14 protein-coding genes are annotated in these 15,949 nt (G+C 59.1%); 2 read left to right on the top strand and 12 right to left on the bottom strand.

Features of this window, described 5'->3' with window-relative positions:
* Entirely contained in the window at positions 1–2,244 is a 2,244-nt protein-coding gene (locus AC22G1_RS17460; RefSeq protein WP_487314491.1) for a patatin-like phospholipase family protein, read from the bottom strand.
* Between the two features lie 31 nt (positions 2,245–2,275).
* A complete protein-coding gene (locus AC22G1_RS17465; protein WP_487314492.1) occupies positions 2,276–3,220 on the bottom strand; it encodes a VirK/YbjX family protein in 945 nt (314 codons plus the stop codon).
* 142 nt (positions 3,221–3,362) lie between these two features.
* Between AC22G1_RS17465 and purE the strand changes: the two genes are divergently transcribed.
* Both purE and AC22G1_RS17475 read left to right on the top strand, forming a co-directional pair.
* Positions 3,363–3,899: a 5-(carboxyamino)imidazole ribonucleotide mutase gene (gene purE / locus AC22G1_RS17470; RefSeq protein WP_487314493.1), complete on the top strand. Its 537-nt coding sequence runs from the start codon at positions 3,363–3,365 to the stop codon at positions 3,897–3,899.
* A complete protein-coding gene (locus tag AC22G1_RS17475; RefSeq protein ID WP_487314494.1) occupies positions 3,896–4,858 on the top strand; it encodes an ATP-grasp domain-containing protein in 963 nt (320 codons plus the stop codon). The genes purE and AC22G1_RS17475 overlap by 4 nt, the downstream gene beginning before the upstream one ends.
* 152 nt (positions 4,859–5,010) lie before the next feature.
* Here the strand turns inward: AC22G1_RS17475 and lpdA are convergent, their stop codons facing one another.
* The 10 genes from lpdA to AC22G1_RS17525 form a co-directional block, all read right to left on the bottom strand.
* Positions 5,011–6,435 carry a dihydrolipoyl dehydrogenase gene (gene lpdA / locus AC22G1_RS17480; protein WP_008485190.1) on the bottom strand — a complete coding sequence of 475 codons (1,425 nt, stop codon included), beginning with the start codon at positions 6,433–6,435 and terminating at the stop codon, positions 5,011–5,013.
* 92 nt (positions 6,436–6,527) lie between these two features.
* Positions 6,528–8,477, bottom strand: a complete 1,950-nt coding sequence (gene aceF, locus AC22G1_RS17485) for a pyruvate dehydrogenase complex dihydrolipoyllysine-residue acetyltransferase (protein ID WP_487314495.1) — start codon at positions 8,475–8,477, stop codon at positions 6,528–6,530.
* A gap of 11 nt (positions 8,478–8,488) precedes the next feature.
* On the bottom strand, positions 8,489–11,155 hold the full coding sequence (aceE, locus tag AC22G1_RS17490) for a pyruvate dehydrogenase (acetyl-transferring), homodimeric type (RefSeq protein ID WP_487314496.1): 2,667 nt from the start codon (positions 11,153–11,155) through the stop codon (positions 8,489–8,491).
* Positions 11,156–11,216: 61 nt separating this feature from the next.
* Positions 11,217–11,996, bottom strand: a complete 780-nt coding sequence (pdhR, locus tag AC22G1_RS17495) for a pyruvate dehydrogenase complex transcriptional repressor PdhR (RefSeq protein WP_487314497.1) — start codon at positions 11,994–11,996, stop codon at positions 11,217–11,219.
* A gap of 130 nt (positions 11,997–12,126) precedes the next feature.
* A complete protein-coding gene (gene ampE, locus AC22G1_RS17500) occupies positions 12,127–12,927 on the bottom strand; it encodes a regulatory signaling modulator protein AmpE (RefSeq protein WP_487314498.1) in 801 nt (266 codons plus the stop codon).
* A complete protein-coding gene (ampD, locus tag AC22G1_RS17505) occupies positions 12,924–13,478 on the bottom strand; it encodes a 1,6-anhydro-N-acetylmuramyl-L-alanine amidase AmpD (RefSeq protein WP_487314499.1) in 555 nt (184 codons plus the stop codon). The genes ampE and ampD overlap by 4 nt, the downstream gene beginning before the upstream one ends.
* A gap of 53 nt (positions 13,479–13,531) precedes the next feature.
* A complete protein-coding gene (yacG, locus tag AC22G1_RS17510; RefSeq protein WP_123420589.1) occupies positions 13,532–13,705 on the bottom strand; it encodes a DNA gyrase inhibitor YacG in 174 nt (57 codons plus the stop codon).
* Between the two features lie 10 nt (positions 13,706–13,715).
* Positions 13,716–14,453 (bottom strand): cell division protein ZapD, encoded by a 738-nt coding sequence (gene zapD / locus AC22G1_RS17515; RefSeq protein ID WP_123420512.1) that lies wholly within the window; start codon positions 14,451–14,453, stop codon positions 13,716–13,718.
* 31 nt (positions 14,454–14,484) lie between these two features.
* The gene (gene coaE, locus AC22G1_RS17520) at positions 14,485–15,087 is read right to left on the bottom strand and encodes a dephospho-CoA kinase (RefSeq protein ID WP_487316747.1); all 603 of its coding nucleotides are present in this window, start codon (positions 15,085–15,087) and stop codon (positions 14,485–14,487) included.
* Positions 15,084–15,947 (bottom strand): prepilin peptidase, encoded by an 864-nt coding sequence (locus tag AC22G1_RS17525; protein ID WP_487314500.1) that lies wholly within the window; start codon positions 15,945–15,947, stop codon positions 15,084–15,086. Before AC22G1_RS17525 ends, coaE begins: the two co-directional genes overlap by 4 nt.
* Positions 15,948–15,949 lie beyond the last annotated feature (2 nt).

Raw genomic sequence — 15,949 nt, forward strand, 5'->3', positions numbered from 1 at the left:
TCAAAAATCGGTGCCTAGAGAAAGGTAAAAACTGGACTCGTCCTCGGAGTTTTGCCCATAGGCCAAAAACAGCGGCCCCAGTGGGCTGTCTACCCCGGCATAAATACTGCCCGCTTTGATAAGCGCGTTGCCGCGAAAACTTACCTCCTGCTTTTGCTCCCAGACATTCCCGGCTTCCAAGGTCATACCCAGGTACACCGGGCTTTTGAAAAAGCCGAAGTTGTTCTCAAAGAGGCGGTAGCTGTAATCCACCGAGGCAAAGCGCAGGTATTTGCCCGACACCGCCAGCCGCCCAAAGCCCGAGAGGTTACGAAAGCCCCCCAGCTCAAAGGTGGTGATGGGCTGGGCTTTGTCATTGAAATAAGAGCCGGTGCGAAGGTCAAAGGCCAGCGCGTGATTGCCGCTGGAAAAGGCCGGGTGCCAGCGCACCAGATAGTAGGAGTTGGTGCTGCCCTCCCCTAGCACATTGTCTTCGGTGCGGCGCAGCTCCACCTTCCAGCGCTGGCCGTGCCTTGGAAAAGTGCGGCTGTCGAGGGTGTCGTGCTCCCACAGCAAAAAAGGCCCCTGCTGCTGAAAGTGCAGGTGGTTGGCCCCCAGCAGCGGTTGTAAATACAGGCCCAGACTGTCCTCGATACTGCCATCCACATAGCGCCAGCCCAATTGCAGGCGAGACCAGCGGCTGAAGTTGCTGCCAAGGGCCGCCTTGTAGGTAGTGGTGGTACGGTCAAATTCCAGCAGGTAGTTGATGGCCCCGTCGCTCAGGTATTCCCGAAGGGGCATGCGCTGGTATTCGATATCGCCTTGGGCAAAGAAATGCTGCTCGGCGTCAAAAGGCCAATAGAGCTCGGTCAGGGCGCGCTGGGACTGGCCGATTTCCAACTCGTTATGCCACTCGGCGCCAAAACGCGACAACTTGGTGCGGGTATAAGACACCCCCAGTTGGTAGTCGGAGGCGTCGGTGAAGTTATCTTCCAGGGCCAGCCTGAAGTTCAGGTAGCCCGGGCCCCAGGAGCGCTCATGGGTGCGTACGTGCAGCACCCTTTTGCCCGCCTCGTCGGCCAGCTCAAAATCGATGCGCTCAAAAAGCTCGGTGGCATACAGGCGGTTGATGCCCTTTTCGATACGCTGCTCGTCGTAGCGCTGGCCGGCGCCAATGCCGAGCTGTTCGAGCAGCCAGCGCGAGTCCAGATCGCTGGCCCCCTCAATCACCACCGCATCAATCATCGGGCTTGGTGGCCCTTTTTTCAGGCCTTGCCGCCATTGGCCGTAAGCTGTTGGGGTAACGGCGTAGGCAGAAAGATGGTCCAAGGCGCTAGCCGCCGCTTTTTCCCCTTGTTCCATCGCCTTGCCTACCCCTTGAAAATCGAGCATGGCGATGGCGTCAAGATCGGGTTTTATCAGCAGATCCCGGCCGCTTAGCAGCGCTTTTTGCCGGTCCATGTTGTCGCGCACCAAAAACCGCGACAGCTGGTCGAGAATGGCCAGGGCGGAATTGAGCTCGCCCCGGCCATGAAAGGGGGAGTTCACATCCACGGCGATAACGATATCGGCGCCCATGGCCTTGGCCACATCCACGGGCATGTTGTTGACCACGCCGCCGTCCACCAGCAGCAGGCCGTCAATTTCCACCGGCTGCACTATGCCGGGCACCGCCATCGACGCTTGCATGGCCTGCGCCAGGTTGCCGCGTTCAAGGACCACCACGTCTTTGGTCTCGATATTGGTGGCCACGCAGCGAAAGGGAATGGGCAAGGCGTCAAAGCTCGGCAAATCGGGCATGCTGCCAAGGCTCTGGCGGATAAGCCCCATCATGCCCTGGCCCTGCAAGAATCCCTTGGGCACCTTTATCTGACCACTGTCGCTAAGCCCCAGGTTCAGCCCGAGCTGAAAGCGGTCGCGCTGCTCTTTTTTACGAAGGCTCTGGGCACTGCGAGGTGGGTCTTCCTGGTAGCCCTGGTTCCAATCGAGCTTTTGCAGCAGCGCCGCGATTTCATCGGCACTTTTGCCCGAGGCATAAAGGCCACCGACAAAAGCGCCCATGGAGGTGCCGGTAATGATATCCACCGGAATATGACGCTCCTCCAGGGCTTTTAGCACCCCCACATGGGCCGCGCCCCTGGCGCCGCCGCCCGCCAACACAAGGGCGATGCGTGGCCGCTTTGCGGGCGGCTCAGGGTCATCATCCGGCAGGTCTGCGGTGGCAAAAAGCGGCACTAAGGCGAGGAGGAAACAGAGGCGCTGCATTAAAAAATCCTTTTATTACCAGCGCCTAAGATTAGTCCTCGCGATATAAAGTGCCAAGTCGCACTATGTCATCCAGCCCATGATTGAGCTCTGCGGTGACCTCATCGAGCCACTGGTAGCGCTGGCGATATTGGCTGCGCTTCTTACTGGCCACTTCTTCCAAGGGTTTGCGGGGCAAAGACACCGGCAAGGCCCAGAGGTTTGCGTCTATCACCTCGCCGCCACACTCGGCCCACAGCGCGTCGTAGTCGGTCTTGACCTTGCTTTTACGCTGGTAACGGCGGCTGGAAAAAATATGCCCCTGGTTCGACACTGCCTGGATAAAACGGCAGTGCCAATTGCCGGCAACGACCCCCAGCAGCGCCAGCATCAGCGCCTTGGGACGTAGCCCAAAGCAGTGGCGGGTTAGAGCGCGAATATCATCTTCGCTAAAAGGGCTGTCTTTACCCGGCCCTTGCAGGCAGCCGATAAAAAGCCCGGCTTGGCCTTGCTCGTTCTGGGTGAGGGAGAAGGTCACCGAGTAAAAACGCTCGCCGTCCATGCGCATGACCAGGGTCAACTCCCCTTCGCGCTGGAATTGGGGAATGTACTCAAGGCGCACTTCCACGCACCGCCCATCGGCACCGTCAAAGCGGCACAAGGTCAGACCCCGCTCCAGATACAGTGCCAAGGCGGGCCGCGACCAGAGTTGCATCAACAACCAATAGTGGCGGGCCAGCATGGTATGGCGCTGCTGGGGGCTGAACTCGGCCATTAGGTAGGGCTTGAAGATCTTCTCCACCGCCCGAGCGTGGCGATGTAGCACCAATTGCAGCCCAGGAGGGCTGAACAGCGCCAGGGTGCGCTGATACAAAGTGCCATAGAACAAACTGCGGCCCAGGAACAGCAGGCGCTTTTTGAATTGATGAGCCGTGCGGCCAGGGTAGATCTGCGCCGCCATGGCCTGGCGGCTGGGGAAATAGGGTGTGTACTGCATCACTCACACTCGCACATAACTACGATTTTATCGTAATTTTAATTCGCCATAGATTTACCTTGGCTAAACGAATACACCGCTGATCGGATGATCCCGAGCCGGGCCCATCTCGGGGGAGCACTCTTGGCCTTCTGCGGGTATAATGCCGGCCCGCAACCGTTTTCCATGGCTAAAAACTGCTGGAGATCCTATGAAAGTCGCTATCGTGATGGGCTCACGCTCTGATTGGGAAACCATGAAAGGCGCCTCAGAAATGCTGGAGCGCCTGGGTGTGCCCCACCATGTTGAAGTGGTATCCGCCCACCGCACCCCGGAAAAACTGGTGGATTTCGCGAAAGGCGCTCAAGACAAAGGCTTTCATGTGATCATCGGTGGCGCCGGTGGCGCCGCCCACCTGCCGGGTATGATTGCCTCCATGACCCCGCTGCCAGTACTGGGCGTGCCGGTGCAAAGCAAGGCCCTGTCAGGCCTCGATAGCCTGTTGTCCATCGTACAGATGCCCAAAGGCATTGCCGTGGGCACCCTCGCCATCGGCACCGCTGGCGCGGCCAACGCCGGGCTCTTGGCAGCGCAAATCGTTGCCCTGCACGACGCCAAAGTGGCAGCGCACTTGGATGATTTTCGTAAAGAACAAACCGATGCGGTACTGGCCAATCCTGACCCGAGGCTGCCGGCATGAAGGGCCTGGTGATCGGCGCCGGCCAGCTTGGCGCCATGATGGGCGAAGTGGCCTGGCGCCTGGGTATTGAGCTGTGGCGCTACTGCCCCGATACCCACCGCTATTTCTTCGGCACCGAGATGGACGCCCGTGGCGACACCGGCCCCGTTGAGTTTGACTGGGTGACCGCCGAGCGCGAGCTGTTGCCCCAGACCCCTTTTCACGGCGTGCTGCTTAACCTCTCCACCTACCAATTGGTGAGTGACCGCCTGCCTCAGAAAAAGCTCTACGATGAGCTAGGCTTGCCCACCGCCCCTTGGGGCGAGCTCAACACCGGCGAGTCTGCCGACCCGCTGCTGCGCGATATCGGCGGTAAACTGGTGGTCAAAGCCCGCCAGGGCGGTTACGACGGCAAAGGCCAGTGGCGGGTCAGCGAGCCGGGCTTTGTCTCTGAAACCGACTGCATTGCCGAAGCCATGATCCCCTTTAGCCGGGAAGTGTCCATCGTCGGTGTGCGGGGCGCGGATGGCCGCAAACTGTTCTACCCGGTGGTAGAAAACGTCCACCAGGACGGCATCCTGGTTGAGACCCTGGCCCCGGCCCCCGAGGCTGGCAAATGGCAAGCAGAGGCCGAAGATATTCTCGGCACCTTGATGGACCACCTGGGTTACGTGGGGGTGATGGCGGTTGAACTCTTTGATTGTGGTGACAAGCTGCTTATCAACGAGATGGCGCCGCGGGTGCACAACTCCGGCCATTGGAGCCAGGACGGGGCCAATGTCTGCCAGTTCGAGCTGCACCTGCGTGCCGTTGCCAAGCTTCCGCTGCCTGAAAAACTGAGCTGGGTGCCTACTCGCATGGACAACCTGATCGGCGTCGAGCTGGACTACCAATGGCTGGCCAGCAACGGCAAGGTCCATTGGTACAACAAGGAACCAAGGCCGGGCCGTAAGGTAGGCCATATCAACACCTTGCTTTGATAAAACGCACCTCTTTGAGGCGCAAAAAAGCCCCGGTAAGGTTCGCCTGCCGGGGCTTTTTGTTAGGCGCGCCCCGGCCAGCGATTAGCTGCCCCAGGCGCTACCAATAAAAAAGCCGCCCATCGGGCGGCTTTTTCGCATCAACAAGAGGCTTATTTCTTCTTCTTGGCCTTGGGGTTCGGCAGGTCGGTGATGGACCCTTCGTAAACCTCGGCAGCCAGACCTACGGACTCGTGCAGAGTCGGGTGAGCGTGGATGGTCAGCGCGATGTCTTCGGCGTCGCAGCCCATCTCGATGGCCAGGCCAATTTCGCCCAGCAGTTCGCCAGCGTTGCTACCCACAGTAGCGCCGCCGATGATGCGGTGGGTGTTCTTGTCGAAAATCAGCTTGGTCATGCCGTCAGAAGTATCAGAGGCGATGGCACGGCCGCTGGCGGCCCAGGGGAAGTTGGACACTTCGTACTGGATGCCTTTCTCTTTGGCTTCTTTTTCGGTCAGGCCAACCCAGGCCAGTTCCGGATCGGTATAAGCGATGGACGGAATGACTTTCGGGTCGAAGTAGTGCTTGAGGCCGGAGGCCACTTCGGCGGCCACGTGACCTTCGTGCACGGCTTTGTGGGCCAGCATCGGCTGACCAACGATATCGCCGATGGCGAAGATGTTGGACACGTTGGTGCGCATTTGTTTGTCGACCGCGATAAAGCCACGCTCGTCAACGTTGACGCCGGCTTTGTCGGCATCAATCAGCTTGCCGTTAGGAGTACGGCCGATAGCCACCAGCACAGCGTCGTAACGCACGGGCTCAGCCGGGGCGTTCTTGCCTTCCATGGTGACGTAGATGCCGTCTTCTTTGGCTTCTACGGCAGTCACCTTGGTTTCCAGCATCAGGTTCATTTTCTTGCTGATGCGCTTGGTGAAGATCTTGATGACGTCTTTGTCGGCAGCCGGTACCAGTTGGTCGAACATTTCAACTACGTCGATTTCACTGCCCAGGGCTTTGTAGACGGTGCCCATTTCCAGGCCGATGATACCGCCGCCCATCACCAGCATTTTCTTGGGGATGAAGCGCAGTTCGAGGGCGCCGGTGCTGTCCCAAATCCGCTCGTCCTGCGGAATGAACGGCAGGTTGATGGGACGGGAGCCAGCAGCAATGATGGCCTGCTCGAAGTTGATGGTGGTCTTGCCGCCTTCACCTTCGACTTCCAGGGTGTTGGCACCGGTGAATTTACCGAAGCCCTGCACCACTTTGACCTTACGCATTTTGGCCATACCGGCCAGGCCGCCGGTCAGCTGACCCAGCACCTTGTTCTTGTGCTCACGCAGCTTGTCCAGATCGACTTCAGGCTTGCCAAAGGTGACACCGTGGCTTTCCATGGTGTTGGCTTCGTCGATGACCTTGGCAACGTGCAGCAGGGCTTTGGAAGGAATACAGCCCACATTCAGACAGACACCGCCCAGGGTGCTGTAACGCTCAACGATGACGGTGTCCAGACCGAGATCGGCGGCACGGAAGGCCGCGGAGTAACCCCCCGGACCAGAACCCAGCACAACGACTTGTGCTTTGATTTCGTTGCTCATTGTATACCTCGTTATTCTTTGCGCGGTGCCACTCCTGTAGGGCATCGCAAGTGTAACGCTATAAAAACGAGGGGGCAAAGCCCCCTCGTTGTTTACAGAATGATTTGACGCAGATCGCCAAGCAGACCAGACAGAGTGGTAATGAAGCGCGCACCGTCGGCGCCATCGATCACCCTGTGGTCATAAGACATGGCCAGCGGCGTCATCAGGCGAGGTTCGAATTCCTTACCGTTCCACTTAGGTTTGAAGTCGGCTTTGGACACACCCAGGATGGCCACATCCGGCGCGTTGACGATAGGCGTGAACTGGGTTCCGCCGATACCGCCGAGGCTGGAGATGGTGAAGCTGGAGCCCTGCATGTCGGCCGCGGTCAGTTTACCGGCGCGGGCCTTGGCAGAGATCTCACCCAGCTCCTTGGCCAGGTCGTAGATGCCCTTCTTGTTGACATCACGGACCACAGGCACAACCAGGCCATTGGGGGTGTCGACAGCGATACCGATGTGGACGAATTTCTTCATCACCAGGGTTTCGCCATCATCACCGATGGAGCAGTTGAACTTGGGATGCAGCTCCAGGGCCTTGGCCACCGCTTTCATGATGAAAATAAGCGGCGAGATCTTGAAGCTTTCCTTCTGCTTGACCAGCAGATCGTTCTGGCTCTTGCGGAAGGCTTCCAGTTCGGTGGTGTCGGCTTCGTCAAACTGGGTAACGTGGGGAATTTGTACCCAGTTACGGTGCAGGTTGGGGCCAGAGATCTTTTGGATGCGGCTCATCTTGACCACTTCCACTTCCCCGAACTTGCTCCAATCGACTTTCGGCCAATCGATCACCGACACATTACCGCCACCGCTGCTGGCAGAGCCGCTAGCCTTGGGACGGGCCAGCTCCGCTTTCACGAAGTTCTGCACGTCTTCTTTGAGAATACGGCTCTTGCGACCCGTGCCCTTCACCAGGGTCAGGTCCACACCGAATTCACGGGCCAGGCGACGCACCGACGGGCTGGCATGCACCAGGCCGGAGGGCTCTTTGGCACCCGCAGAAGGGTGATGTGGTACCGGCGGCGGCTTGGCGGCCTGAGCCGGGGCAGCGCTCGGCGCCGAGGCCGCTGGGGCCGCAGCAGCAGGAGCGGCAGCCGGGGCAGCGCCCTGGGTTTCAACGCGGACAATCAAGGTGCCTTCGTTGATGGCGTCGCCGGTTTTCACCAGAATTTCTTTAACCACACCGGCAAAGGGCGCCGGGACTTCCATGGCGGCTTTGTCGCCTTCCACGGAAATCAGGCCTTGCTCGGCGTCGACGCTGTCGCCAACCGCTACCAGCACTTCAACGACCTGCACTTCACCGCCGGCATCCGGCAGGGCAACGTCTTTGACTTCCTTGGCAGCAGGTGCCGCCGCCGGAGCGGGGGCCGCAGTCTGCTCGGCAGCAGGAGCTGCACTGGCGGCTGGTGCCGCAGCGCCGGTTTCAATGATGGCCACCAGAGCGCCTTCGGAAATCTTGTCGCCGGTTTTCACCTTCACTTCGACAATCTTGCCAGCCAGCGGGCTGGGCACTTCCATGGCGGCTTTGTCGCCTTCCACAGAGGCCAGGCCCTGGTCTACTTCCACCACGTCGCCCACAGCAACCAGCACTTCCACCACTTCCACTTCACCGCCGGCATCGGGCAGGTGAATTTCCTGGCGCTCGGTGGCGCCAGTGGCGGCCGCAGGCGCGGCAGCCGGAGCAGGCGTTGCAGCCGGCGCTTCGGCCTTGGGCGCTTCTTGGGCGGCAGGAGCGGCTTCTTCTTTGGCAGGCGCAGCAGCGGCGGCGCCTACTTCGATGGTGCCGATTTTGTCACCGGTAGAAACCTTGTCGCCTTCTTTGACGGTCAGGCTCTTGATAGTGCCGGCAAAAGGCGCCGGCACTTCCATGGCGGCCTTGTCCCCTTCGACGGAGATAAGACCTTGTTCTTCTTCAACGCTGTCGCCCACGCTCACCAGGAGCTCGGTGACGTCCACCGCGTCGCTGCCGATGTCGGGCACGATCAGATCACGAGTCTCTGCCATTGCTCTTTTCCTTATGCGTACAGCGGGTTGACTTTGTCGGCATCGATACCGAAGCGCTTGATGGCCTCTGCCACCACTTTCTTCTCGACCTTACCGGCTTTGGCCAGTTCGTACAGGGCAGCAACCACCACGTAGTGGGCGTTGACCTCGAAATGGCGGCGCAGGTTGTCGCGGCTGTCGGAGCGGCCGAAACCGTCGGTGCCCAGCACCCGGTATGCACCGGGGACAAAACCACGGATCTGGTCGGCGTACAGCTTGACGTAGTCAGTGGCGGCAACAACCGGCACGTCCTTGGTCAGTACCGAGGTCACAAAAGGCACCTGCTCAGTGGCATCGGGATGCAGCATGTTGTGGCGCTCGGCGGCCAGGCCGTCACGGGCCAGCTCGTTGAAGCTGGTGACGGAGAACACGTCGGCGTCTACACCGTAGTCATTGGCGAGAATCTGAGCCGCTTCGCGCACTTGCAGCAGGATGGTGCCGGAGCCCATCAGCTGGATTTGCGTTTTGCCGCTGCCTTTGACGGTTTCGAGCTTGTAGATACCCTTGCGGATACCTTCCTCGGCACCTTCTGGCATGGCCGGCTGGTGATAGTTCTCGTTCATCACCGTCAGGTAGTAGAAGACGTTTTCCTGGTCGTTACCGTACATGCGGCGAATACCGTCTTGCACGATCACCGCCACTTCGTAGCCGTAGGTCGGGTCGTAAGTCACGCAGTTAGGAATAACGCCAGCCTGGATGTGGCTGTGGCCGTCTTCGTGCTGCAGGCCTTCACCGTTAAGGGTGGTACGGCCGGCGGTGCCGCCAATCAGGAAGCCACGGGCTTGCTGGTCGCCAGCGGCCCAGGCCATGTCGCCCACGCGCTGGAAGCCGAACATGGAGTAGTAGACGTAGAACGGGATCATCGGCTCGCCGTTGGTGCTGTAGCTGGTGGCAGCAGCAACCCAGTCGGACATGGCGCCCAGTTCGTTGATCCCTTCCTGCAGTACCTGGCCTTTTTTGTCTTCTTTGTAGAAGGCAACCTGGTCGGCGTCCTGCGGGGTGTATTTCTGGCCTTCACGGCTGTAGATACCCACCTGGCGGAACAAGCCTTCCATACCGAAGGTACGGGCCTCGTCAGGAATAATGGGCACCACACGGCCACCAATCTGCTTGTCTTTGAGCAGGGCAGTCAGCACGCGGACAAAAGCCATGGTGGTGGAGATCTCGCGATCGCCACTGCCTTTGGTCACGGACTCAAAGGCGTCGAGGCTGGGCACATCCAGCTCGCCGTTGAAACGCACCTGGCGCTTGGGCATGAAGCCGTGCAGCTTGGCGCGACGTTCCTTGAGGTATTTGACCTCGTCGGAGTCTTCGCCCGGGTGGTAGTAAGGCAGCTCGGCCAGCTTTTCGTCGCTGATCGGAATGTTGAAACGGTCACGGAAGTACTTGATGGCTTCCATGTCCATTTTCTTGACCTGGTGGGCAATGTTTTTGCCTTCACCGGCGTCACCCATGCCGTAACCTTTAACGGTTTTGGCGAGGATAACAGTGGGGCGGCCCTTAGTGTTCACGGCGCGATGATAAGCGGCGTACACCTTGTATGGGTCGTGGCCACCACGGTTGAGGCGCCAGATGTCGTCGTCGGACATGTTGGACACCATTTCTTTGGTCTCTTCGTACTTGCCAAAGAAATTGTCGCGGGTGTACTTGCCACCTTTAGCCTTGCAGTTCTGGTATTCGCCGTCGACGGTTTCTTCCATCAGCTGCAGCAGCTTGCCGGAGGTGTCGCGGGCCAACAAAGGATCCCAGTAACGGCCCCAGATCACCTTCAACACTTCCCAGCCGGCGCCACGGAAGGTGCCTTCCAGTTCCTGAATGATCTTGGAGTTACCGCGAACCGGGCCGTCCAAACGTTGCAGGTTACAGTTGATGATGAAGGTCAGGTTGTCCAGCTTCTCGCGGGCGGCCATGCCGATAGCGCCCAGGGCTTCTGGCTCGTCACACTCGCCGTCACCCAGGAAGCAGTAAACCCGCTGCTCGGAGCAATCTTTGATGCCACGGTCGGTCAGGTACTTGAGGAAACGTGCCTGATAAATGGCGGCGATGGGGCCCAGACCCATGGAAACGGTGGGGAACTGCCAGTAGTCCGGCATCAGTTTCGGGTGCGGGTAGGACGGCAGGCCCTTGCCTTCTACTTCCTGGCGGAAGTTGTCCAGCTGCTCTTCGGTCAGGCGCCCTTCCAGGAAGGAACGGGAATAGATACCGGGAGAGATGTGGCCCTGGAAGTAAATCAGGTCGCCGCCGTCTTTGTCATTGGGCGCACGGAAGAAGTGGTTGAAACCCACATCGTACAAGGTGGCGCTGGAGGCGAAGGAGGAAATGTGGCCGCCCAGTTCCAGGTTTTTCTTGGAGCCGCGCAGCACCATGGCCAGGGCGTTCCAGCGGATGATGGAGCGGATACGGCGTTCCATGCCCTGGTCGCCCGGCATTTCCGGTTCCTGGCCAGCAGGAATGGTGTTGACGTAAGCGGTGGTGGCTTCGAAAGGCAGATGCGCGCCATTACGACGAGCCTGATCGGTCAGGGATTCCAGCAGGTAATGGGCGCGTTCAGCACCTTCTTCATCCATGACTGCCTGGAGCGCGTCCAGCCATTCACGGGTTTCCTGCGGGTCCACGTCATGCATAACCTTCTCTGACATGGCTTATTCCTTATCTTGCTCTGATTGTGATTAGAAAGTCGTCTGCGCTTAAAAACATAGACTAGGTTTTGCTGCGCGACGGTTTGCTTTGTAGTCGCCGAAGAGAGCGCTGCAAACGGCTCTGCTCCCGGCGGATGTCCAACAGGGTTTCTTCCAGGTAAGCCAGGTGTTGCTCACAGGCAACCCTGGCGTCCTGGGGTTTGCCGGAGACAATGCACTCCAGCAAATGCTTGCGATGCTGCCCTACCCGCTCCGGAGCGCTGGAACGCTGATACAGCATTTCCAGGTTCAGTTGCACGTTTTGAATCAGCAGCGGCTTCATGACGCGGAACAGGTGCAGGATCACCACGTTGTGGCTGGCCTGGGCTACCAGTTCGTGAAATCGGGTAATGGCTTTGGCTTCCAAGGGCACGTCGTCAGTGGCGTGGGCCTTTTCCACGTCGACGTAAGCGGCGCTTATCTCGGCAAAGTCGGTATCGGTACCACGCAGCGCCGCGTAATAGGCTGCCATGGCTTCCAAGGCGTAGCGGAACTCCAACAGATCCAGTTGCCCTTCGGGGTGGTGGGTCAGCATGTCAAACAGCGGATTGGCCATCTCGCCGTAAATGTCCTGGCTGACATAGGTACCGCCACCCTGGCGACGCAACAGCAGGCCTTTGACTTCCAGTTTCTGGATAGCCTCACGCACCGAAGGACGGGATACATCGAACTGCACCGCCAACTCACGCTCAGGCGGCAGCTTCTGCCCCGGCGCCAGGGTGCCCTCGAGGATCAAGGTCTCCAGTTGTTCCTGTATGACGTCCGCAATGCGCGGTTGTCTAATCCGTTGGTAACCAGCCATGGTGTAAATTGGTATTACCAATAGCGCAATAAGTGCCCACACCTTAGCAGATGGGAATAACCCTGTCTATTAGACCGCAGTCGAAGCCAGCTCGGCAGAGTTGTTCAGTAAAGATGCCGGCTTAAATTGGTCAGACCAAAAATCCCAACAGGATAAGGGCCGCCACCAGGCACAGGAAGAACAGCAGGTTACGCTTGGCCAGGGCCACCATGTTCAGCACCGGCTTGTCGCTGCAAGGCTCGGAGCAATCGACCTCTTCGGCAGCCAGGGCGACCTGGCCGAGGTAGTCTTCGTTGTCGTTGGGATGCTTGAGCAGCCCTTCTAGCCAGCGGGGCATGGCCCGGGAGTAATGGCCGACAAAGGCAAATCCCAGAGCGGTAAAGCGTACCGGTAGCCAATCCACTAATTTGATCAGGCGGCGCGCCTCGGGTTGCTCCTGGTTATGCCAGTAACGCAACAAACCGTAAGCGAGCACGGCGCCGGTACCGGCCAGCACATAAAAGAACAACACGGCGCAATAATGGCGATAGTTGGCCCACAGCAGCGCCATCAAGGTGCGCTCCCGGCCGCTGTAGGTGGCTGAGGTCAGGGGCTGCTCGATGCCTTGAGAGTAAAGGTCGGCCGCTTGCAGGTCGCCCCGGGAAAAGGCGTTGAGCATTTGCCGGTATTGCTGGCGAAGCTGGGTGCTGTTAAGCGCCGCCCACAGCAGCAATACCGTTATCGGCCAAGAGAGCACCCAGGGCAGCAGGTACAACGCAGCGTCCACCGCTATCGTGGCCAGCACCAACCCCACCAGCAGCACTGGCCATGGCACAGAGGGCGCCCTGGCGGCGGCCGGCAGCCTTGCCAGCCAGGTATCGAGTTGCCAGGCAGCGGGTAGCATCACCACCCTGTCCAGGGCCAGGATCAGCAACAGGGTTATCAGCATCATGCCGTCAGCTCCATCAAACGGTAATAAGTCAGCCAATCGAACAGCGGACCCGGATCGGTTTTTCTAATAGGGGCTATGGTTTCATGGCCGGTGACCCGGTGAGGTCCGATGTCGGTATGGGTAAACAGCCAGGCACTAAGGTGCGCCAGGGCCTGGTATTGGGCTGGGGTAAAAGGTAGATGGTCAGCCCCTTCAAGCTCCACACCGACGCTGCTGTCGTTAAGGCGTTCACGGCCGGCAAACTGCGAAAGGCCGGCATGCCAGGCGCGCTGGCTTATAGCCACCAGTTGCCAGACCCTGCCATCTCGCTCGATAAAAAAGTGCGCCGATACTCTCACCCCCTGCAGCCGTGCCAGCCAGGGGTGAGCGCTGCAATCGAGGCTACCGTCAAAAAACGCTGGCACTAGGCCTTGGCCAAAGTGCTGGGGCGGCAGGCTGATATTGTGGATCACCAGCAGATCAGGCCGAAGGCTTGCAGGCCTGTCATCGCAATGGGGGCTGGGGTGGCGCTTGGCGCCGGGGTACCAATCGGTCACGAACAGCGGCTCCATAAGAGTGTTGAAGCCACTGTAGCACAAGGATTTAACCGTTTGAAAAACAGGCTTTATTCGTAGTCGTCAGACTCGGAGGGAGCATCTTCTTCGGCAGGAATGGCACGCTCGCCGGAGGCCCACTCGCCCAAGTCAATCAACTGACAACGTTTGGAGCAGAAAGGGCGAAAAGGGCTTTGCTCGGACCACTCGACATCTTTATTACAAATAGGACAACTGACAACCAACACTTATCTCCTACTGCCAGCTGCAATGACATAGCGTCATGGGCACATCTTCTGCAACCGGCGTTGCTTCACCATCATTACCCAGGCTCATCAGCCGCACCGTGTAGCGGCCTCGGTGCCCGGACACACTAGGGTAAAGATCCGCTGGCAGATCGGCAAGGTGCAGCAGCACCAGGTTTTCACAGCTCGCCTGGAAAAAGCCGTTACGGGCCACTACCGGCTCGGGCCGCCCCCCTTCCCTGACCAATTTCAGCAATAAAGAAAGGCCCCTGGCAAAAGGCTCAACCTTGTCGAGCCAGGCGGCCACATCGGCCTGGCGCACCACGGCGCTGCGTTGCTGCCAGCAGGCAAGTTGCGGTAAATCAAAGGGGGCGTCGCCGCCGGCTACGGTGAACCGGGCACGAAGGGCCATCAGCAGAGGGTCGTCCCGCCAGCCGGGCGGCAGGCGCTGCTGGGTTAGCAGCCATTGCCTGTGGGTTTGCAGCTCACGGCCCAGTTCGTTGAGCTGCTGGGCATCCACGCCGGGCATCTGCTCCCAACGCTGCAGTTGCTCGATGGCCCGTTCCAGATCCTTGATGAGCTCGGCCTTCACGTCCCCTCTGTCCATTACGTCTAACAAGTCGAACAGGGCGGTGAAAAACGGCCAATCGGCATTGTCCGCCGATTTGAACAATCGGCGAAGCAAATAATCGAGCCTCAGGTAGGCGCGGAATTTTTCTGAGAGGGGAAATTCGAACTGACAGTCCATGGCCCAGGCGTTGTTGATTTGTCCGCCTCAATCATAGCCTTTTTTGCGCCGCCTCCGACAGGTAGCGGCGATGTAAAAGCTGAACCTGGGCTTTCACTTGCTCAAGATCGCCGCTGTTGTCGACAATATGGTCGGCATATTTCAGCCGTTCCTCGCGGGGCATTTGCCGGGCCATGATGGCGTCGGCATCGGCGCGGCTGTCCCTGGCCAGCACCCGGCTGCGCTGCTGATGCTCATGGGCATCCACCACCAGCACCCGGTCGCACTGGCGGTAGAGGTCGTTTTCAATCAGCAGCGGCACTACCCAGAGCACATAAGGGCTTTGAGCTGCAGCCAACTGCTGCGTCATTTCAGTGCGAATGAGCGGATGAAGGAGATCGTTTACCCATTGGCGGGCCTGCTCATCGTTAAAGATATGGCCACGAAGGGCTGCTCTGTCGAGGCTGCCGTCAGCACCCAGAATATCGGCGCCAAAATGCGCTGTAAGAGCTGTTAGGCCGGGAGTGCCGGGCTCTACCACTTGGCGGGCGACAATATCGGCATCTACCAGCGTTATGCCCTGCTCGGCAAAAAGGTTGGCAACCGTGCTTTTGCCTGAGCCGATACCGCCGGTAAGCCCAACCACGAACATCAGCTTAAATACCCCAGATACCAGCGATTAATGGCAGGCCCCCACATCAGGGCCACCCAGCCGGCTGCCGCCAAAAAGGGGCCAAAAGGCATGGGCTGGCTGCCCTTGTTGCTGCGAAGGGCGCCATAAATGCCCCAAAGCAGGCCAAAGACCGAAGATAGCAAAATGATTTGCGGCAGCATCCAGGGGCCAAGCCAGGCGCCAAGAGCGGCGAGCAGTTTGAAGTCGCCATAGCCCATGCCTTCCTTGCCGGTCAGCAACTTAAATACCCAATACACTGACCAAAGCGACAAATAACCCAAAGCAGCGCCGATGATGGCTTGCTCTGGGCTCACCAAGCCACCCAAAAGGCTCACCAACAAACCGCCCCACATCAGCGGCAGGGTCAGGTTGTCAGGCAGTAACATGGTGTCGGCGTCAATAAAGGTGAGGGTGAGCAGTATCCAGGTGAAAAGCAGCGCCGCCAGCATCAACCAGGTGGCCCCAAAGTGCCAGGCAACAGCGGCCGACATCAGCCCGGCAACCAACTCCACCAAAGGGTAACGCGCCGCAATGCTCACCTTACAGTGACGGCAGCGGCCCTGGAGCAGCAGCCAGCTAAAGAGCGGGATATTGTCGTACCAAGCGACAGGGGAGTGGCATTTGGGGCAGTGGCTGCGGGGTACCATCAGGTTGAACGGCTGGCTATCATGGCTGTGGTCCAGGCCAAGCAATTCGCGGCTTTCTTTTTTCCAGCGCCGCTCCAGCATTACCGGCAGCCGGTAAATCACCACATTGAGGAAGCTGCCAACCAGCAGCCCGAAGATAAAAACAAAGACCGCCAGCCATAACGGCTCGCGGCCTAACACATCAATCAACTGCATCA

Source organism: Gallaecimonas zhanjiangensis (assembly GCF_057624825.1).

Coding starts and splice junctions, on each gene's coding strand:
- AC22G1_RS17460 (WP_487314491.1), bottom strand. CDS start 2,244: ATGCAGCGCCTCTGTTTCCTCCTCGCCTTAGTGCCGCTTTTTGCCACC.
- AC22G1_RS17465 (WP_487314492.1), bottom strand. CDS start 3,220: ATGCAGTACACACCCTATTTCCCCAGCCGCCAGGCCATGGCGGCGCAG.
- purE (WP_487314493.1), top strand. CDS start 3,363: ATGCCGGCCCGCAACCGTTTTCCATGGCTAAAAACTGCTGGAGATCCT.
- AC22G1_RS17475 (WP_487314494.1), top strand. CDS start 3,896: ATGAAGGGCCTGGTGATCGGCGCCGGCCAGCTTGGCGCCATGATGGGC.
- lpdA (WP_008485190.1), bottom strand. CDS start 6,435: ATGAGCAACGAAATCAAAGCACAAGTCGTTGTGCTGGGTTCTGGTCCG.
- aceF (WP_487314495.1), bottom strand. CDS start 8,477: ATGGCAGAGACTCGTGATCTGATCGTGCCCGACATCGGCAGCGACGCG.
- aceE (WP_487314496.1), bottom strand. CDS start 11,155: ATGTCAGAGAAGGTTATGCATGACGTGGACCCGCAGGAAACCCGTGAA.
- pdhR (WP_487314497.1), bottom strand. CDS start 11,996: ATGGCTGGTTACCAACGGATTAGACAACCGCGCATTGCGGACGTCATA.
- ampE (WP_487314498.1), bottom strand. CDS start 12,927: ATGATGCTGATAACCCTGTTGCTGATCCTGGCCCTGGACAGGGTGGTG.
- ampD (WP_487314499.1), bottom strand. CDS start 13,478: ATGGAGCCGCTGTTCGTGACCGATTGGTACCCCGGCGCCAAGCGCCAC.
- zapD (WP_123420512.1), bottom strand. CDS start 14,453: ATGGACTGTCAGTTCGAATTTCCCCTCTCAGAAAAATTCCGCGCCTAC.
- AC22G1_RS17525 (WP_487314500.1), bottom strand. CDS start 15,947: ATGCAGTTGATTGATGTGTTAGGCCGCGAGCCGTTATGGCTGGCGGTC.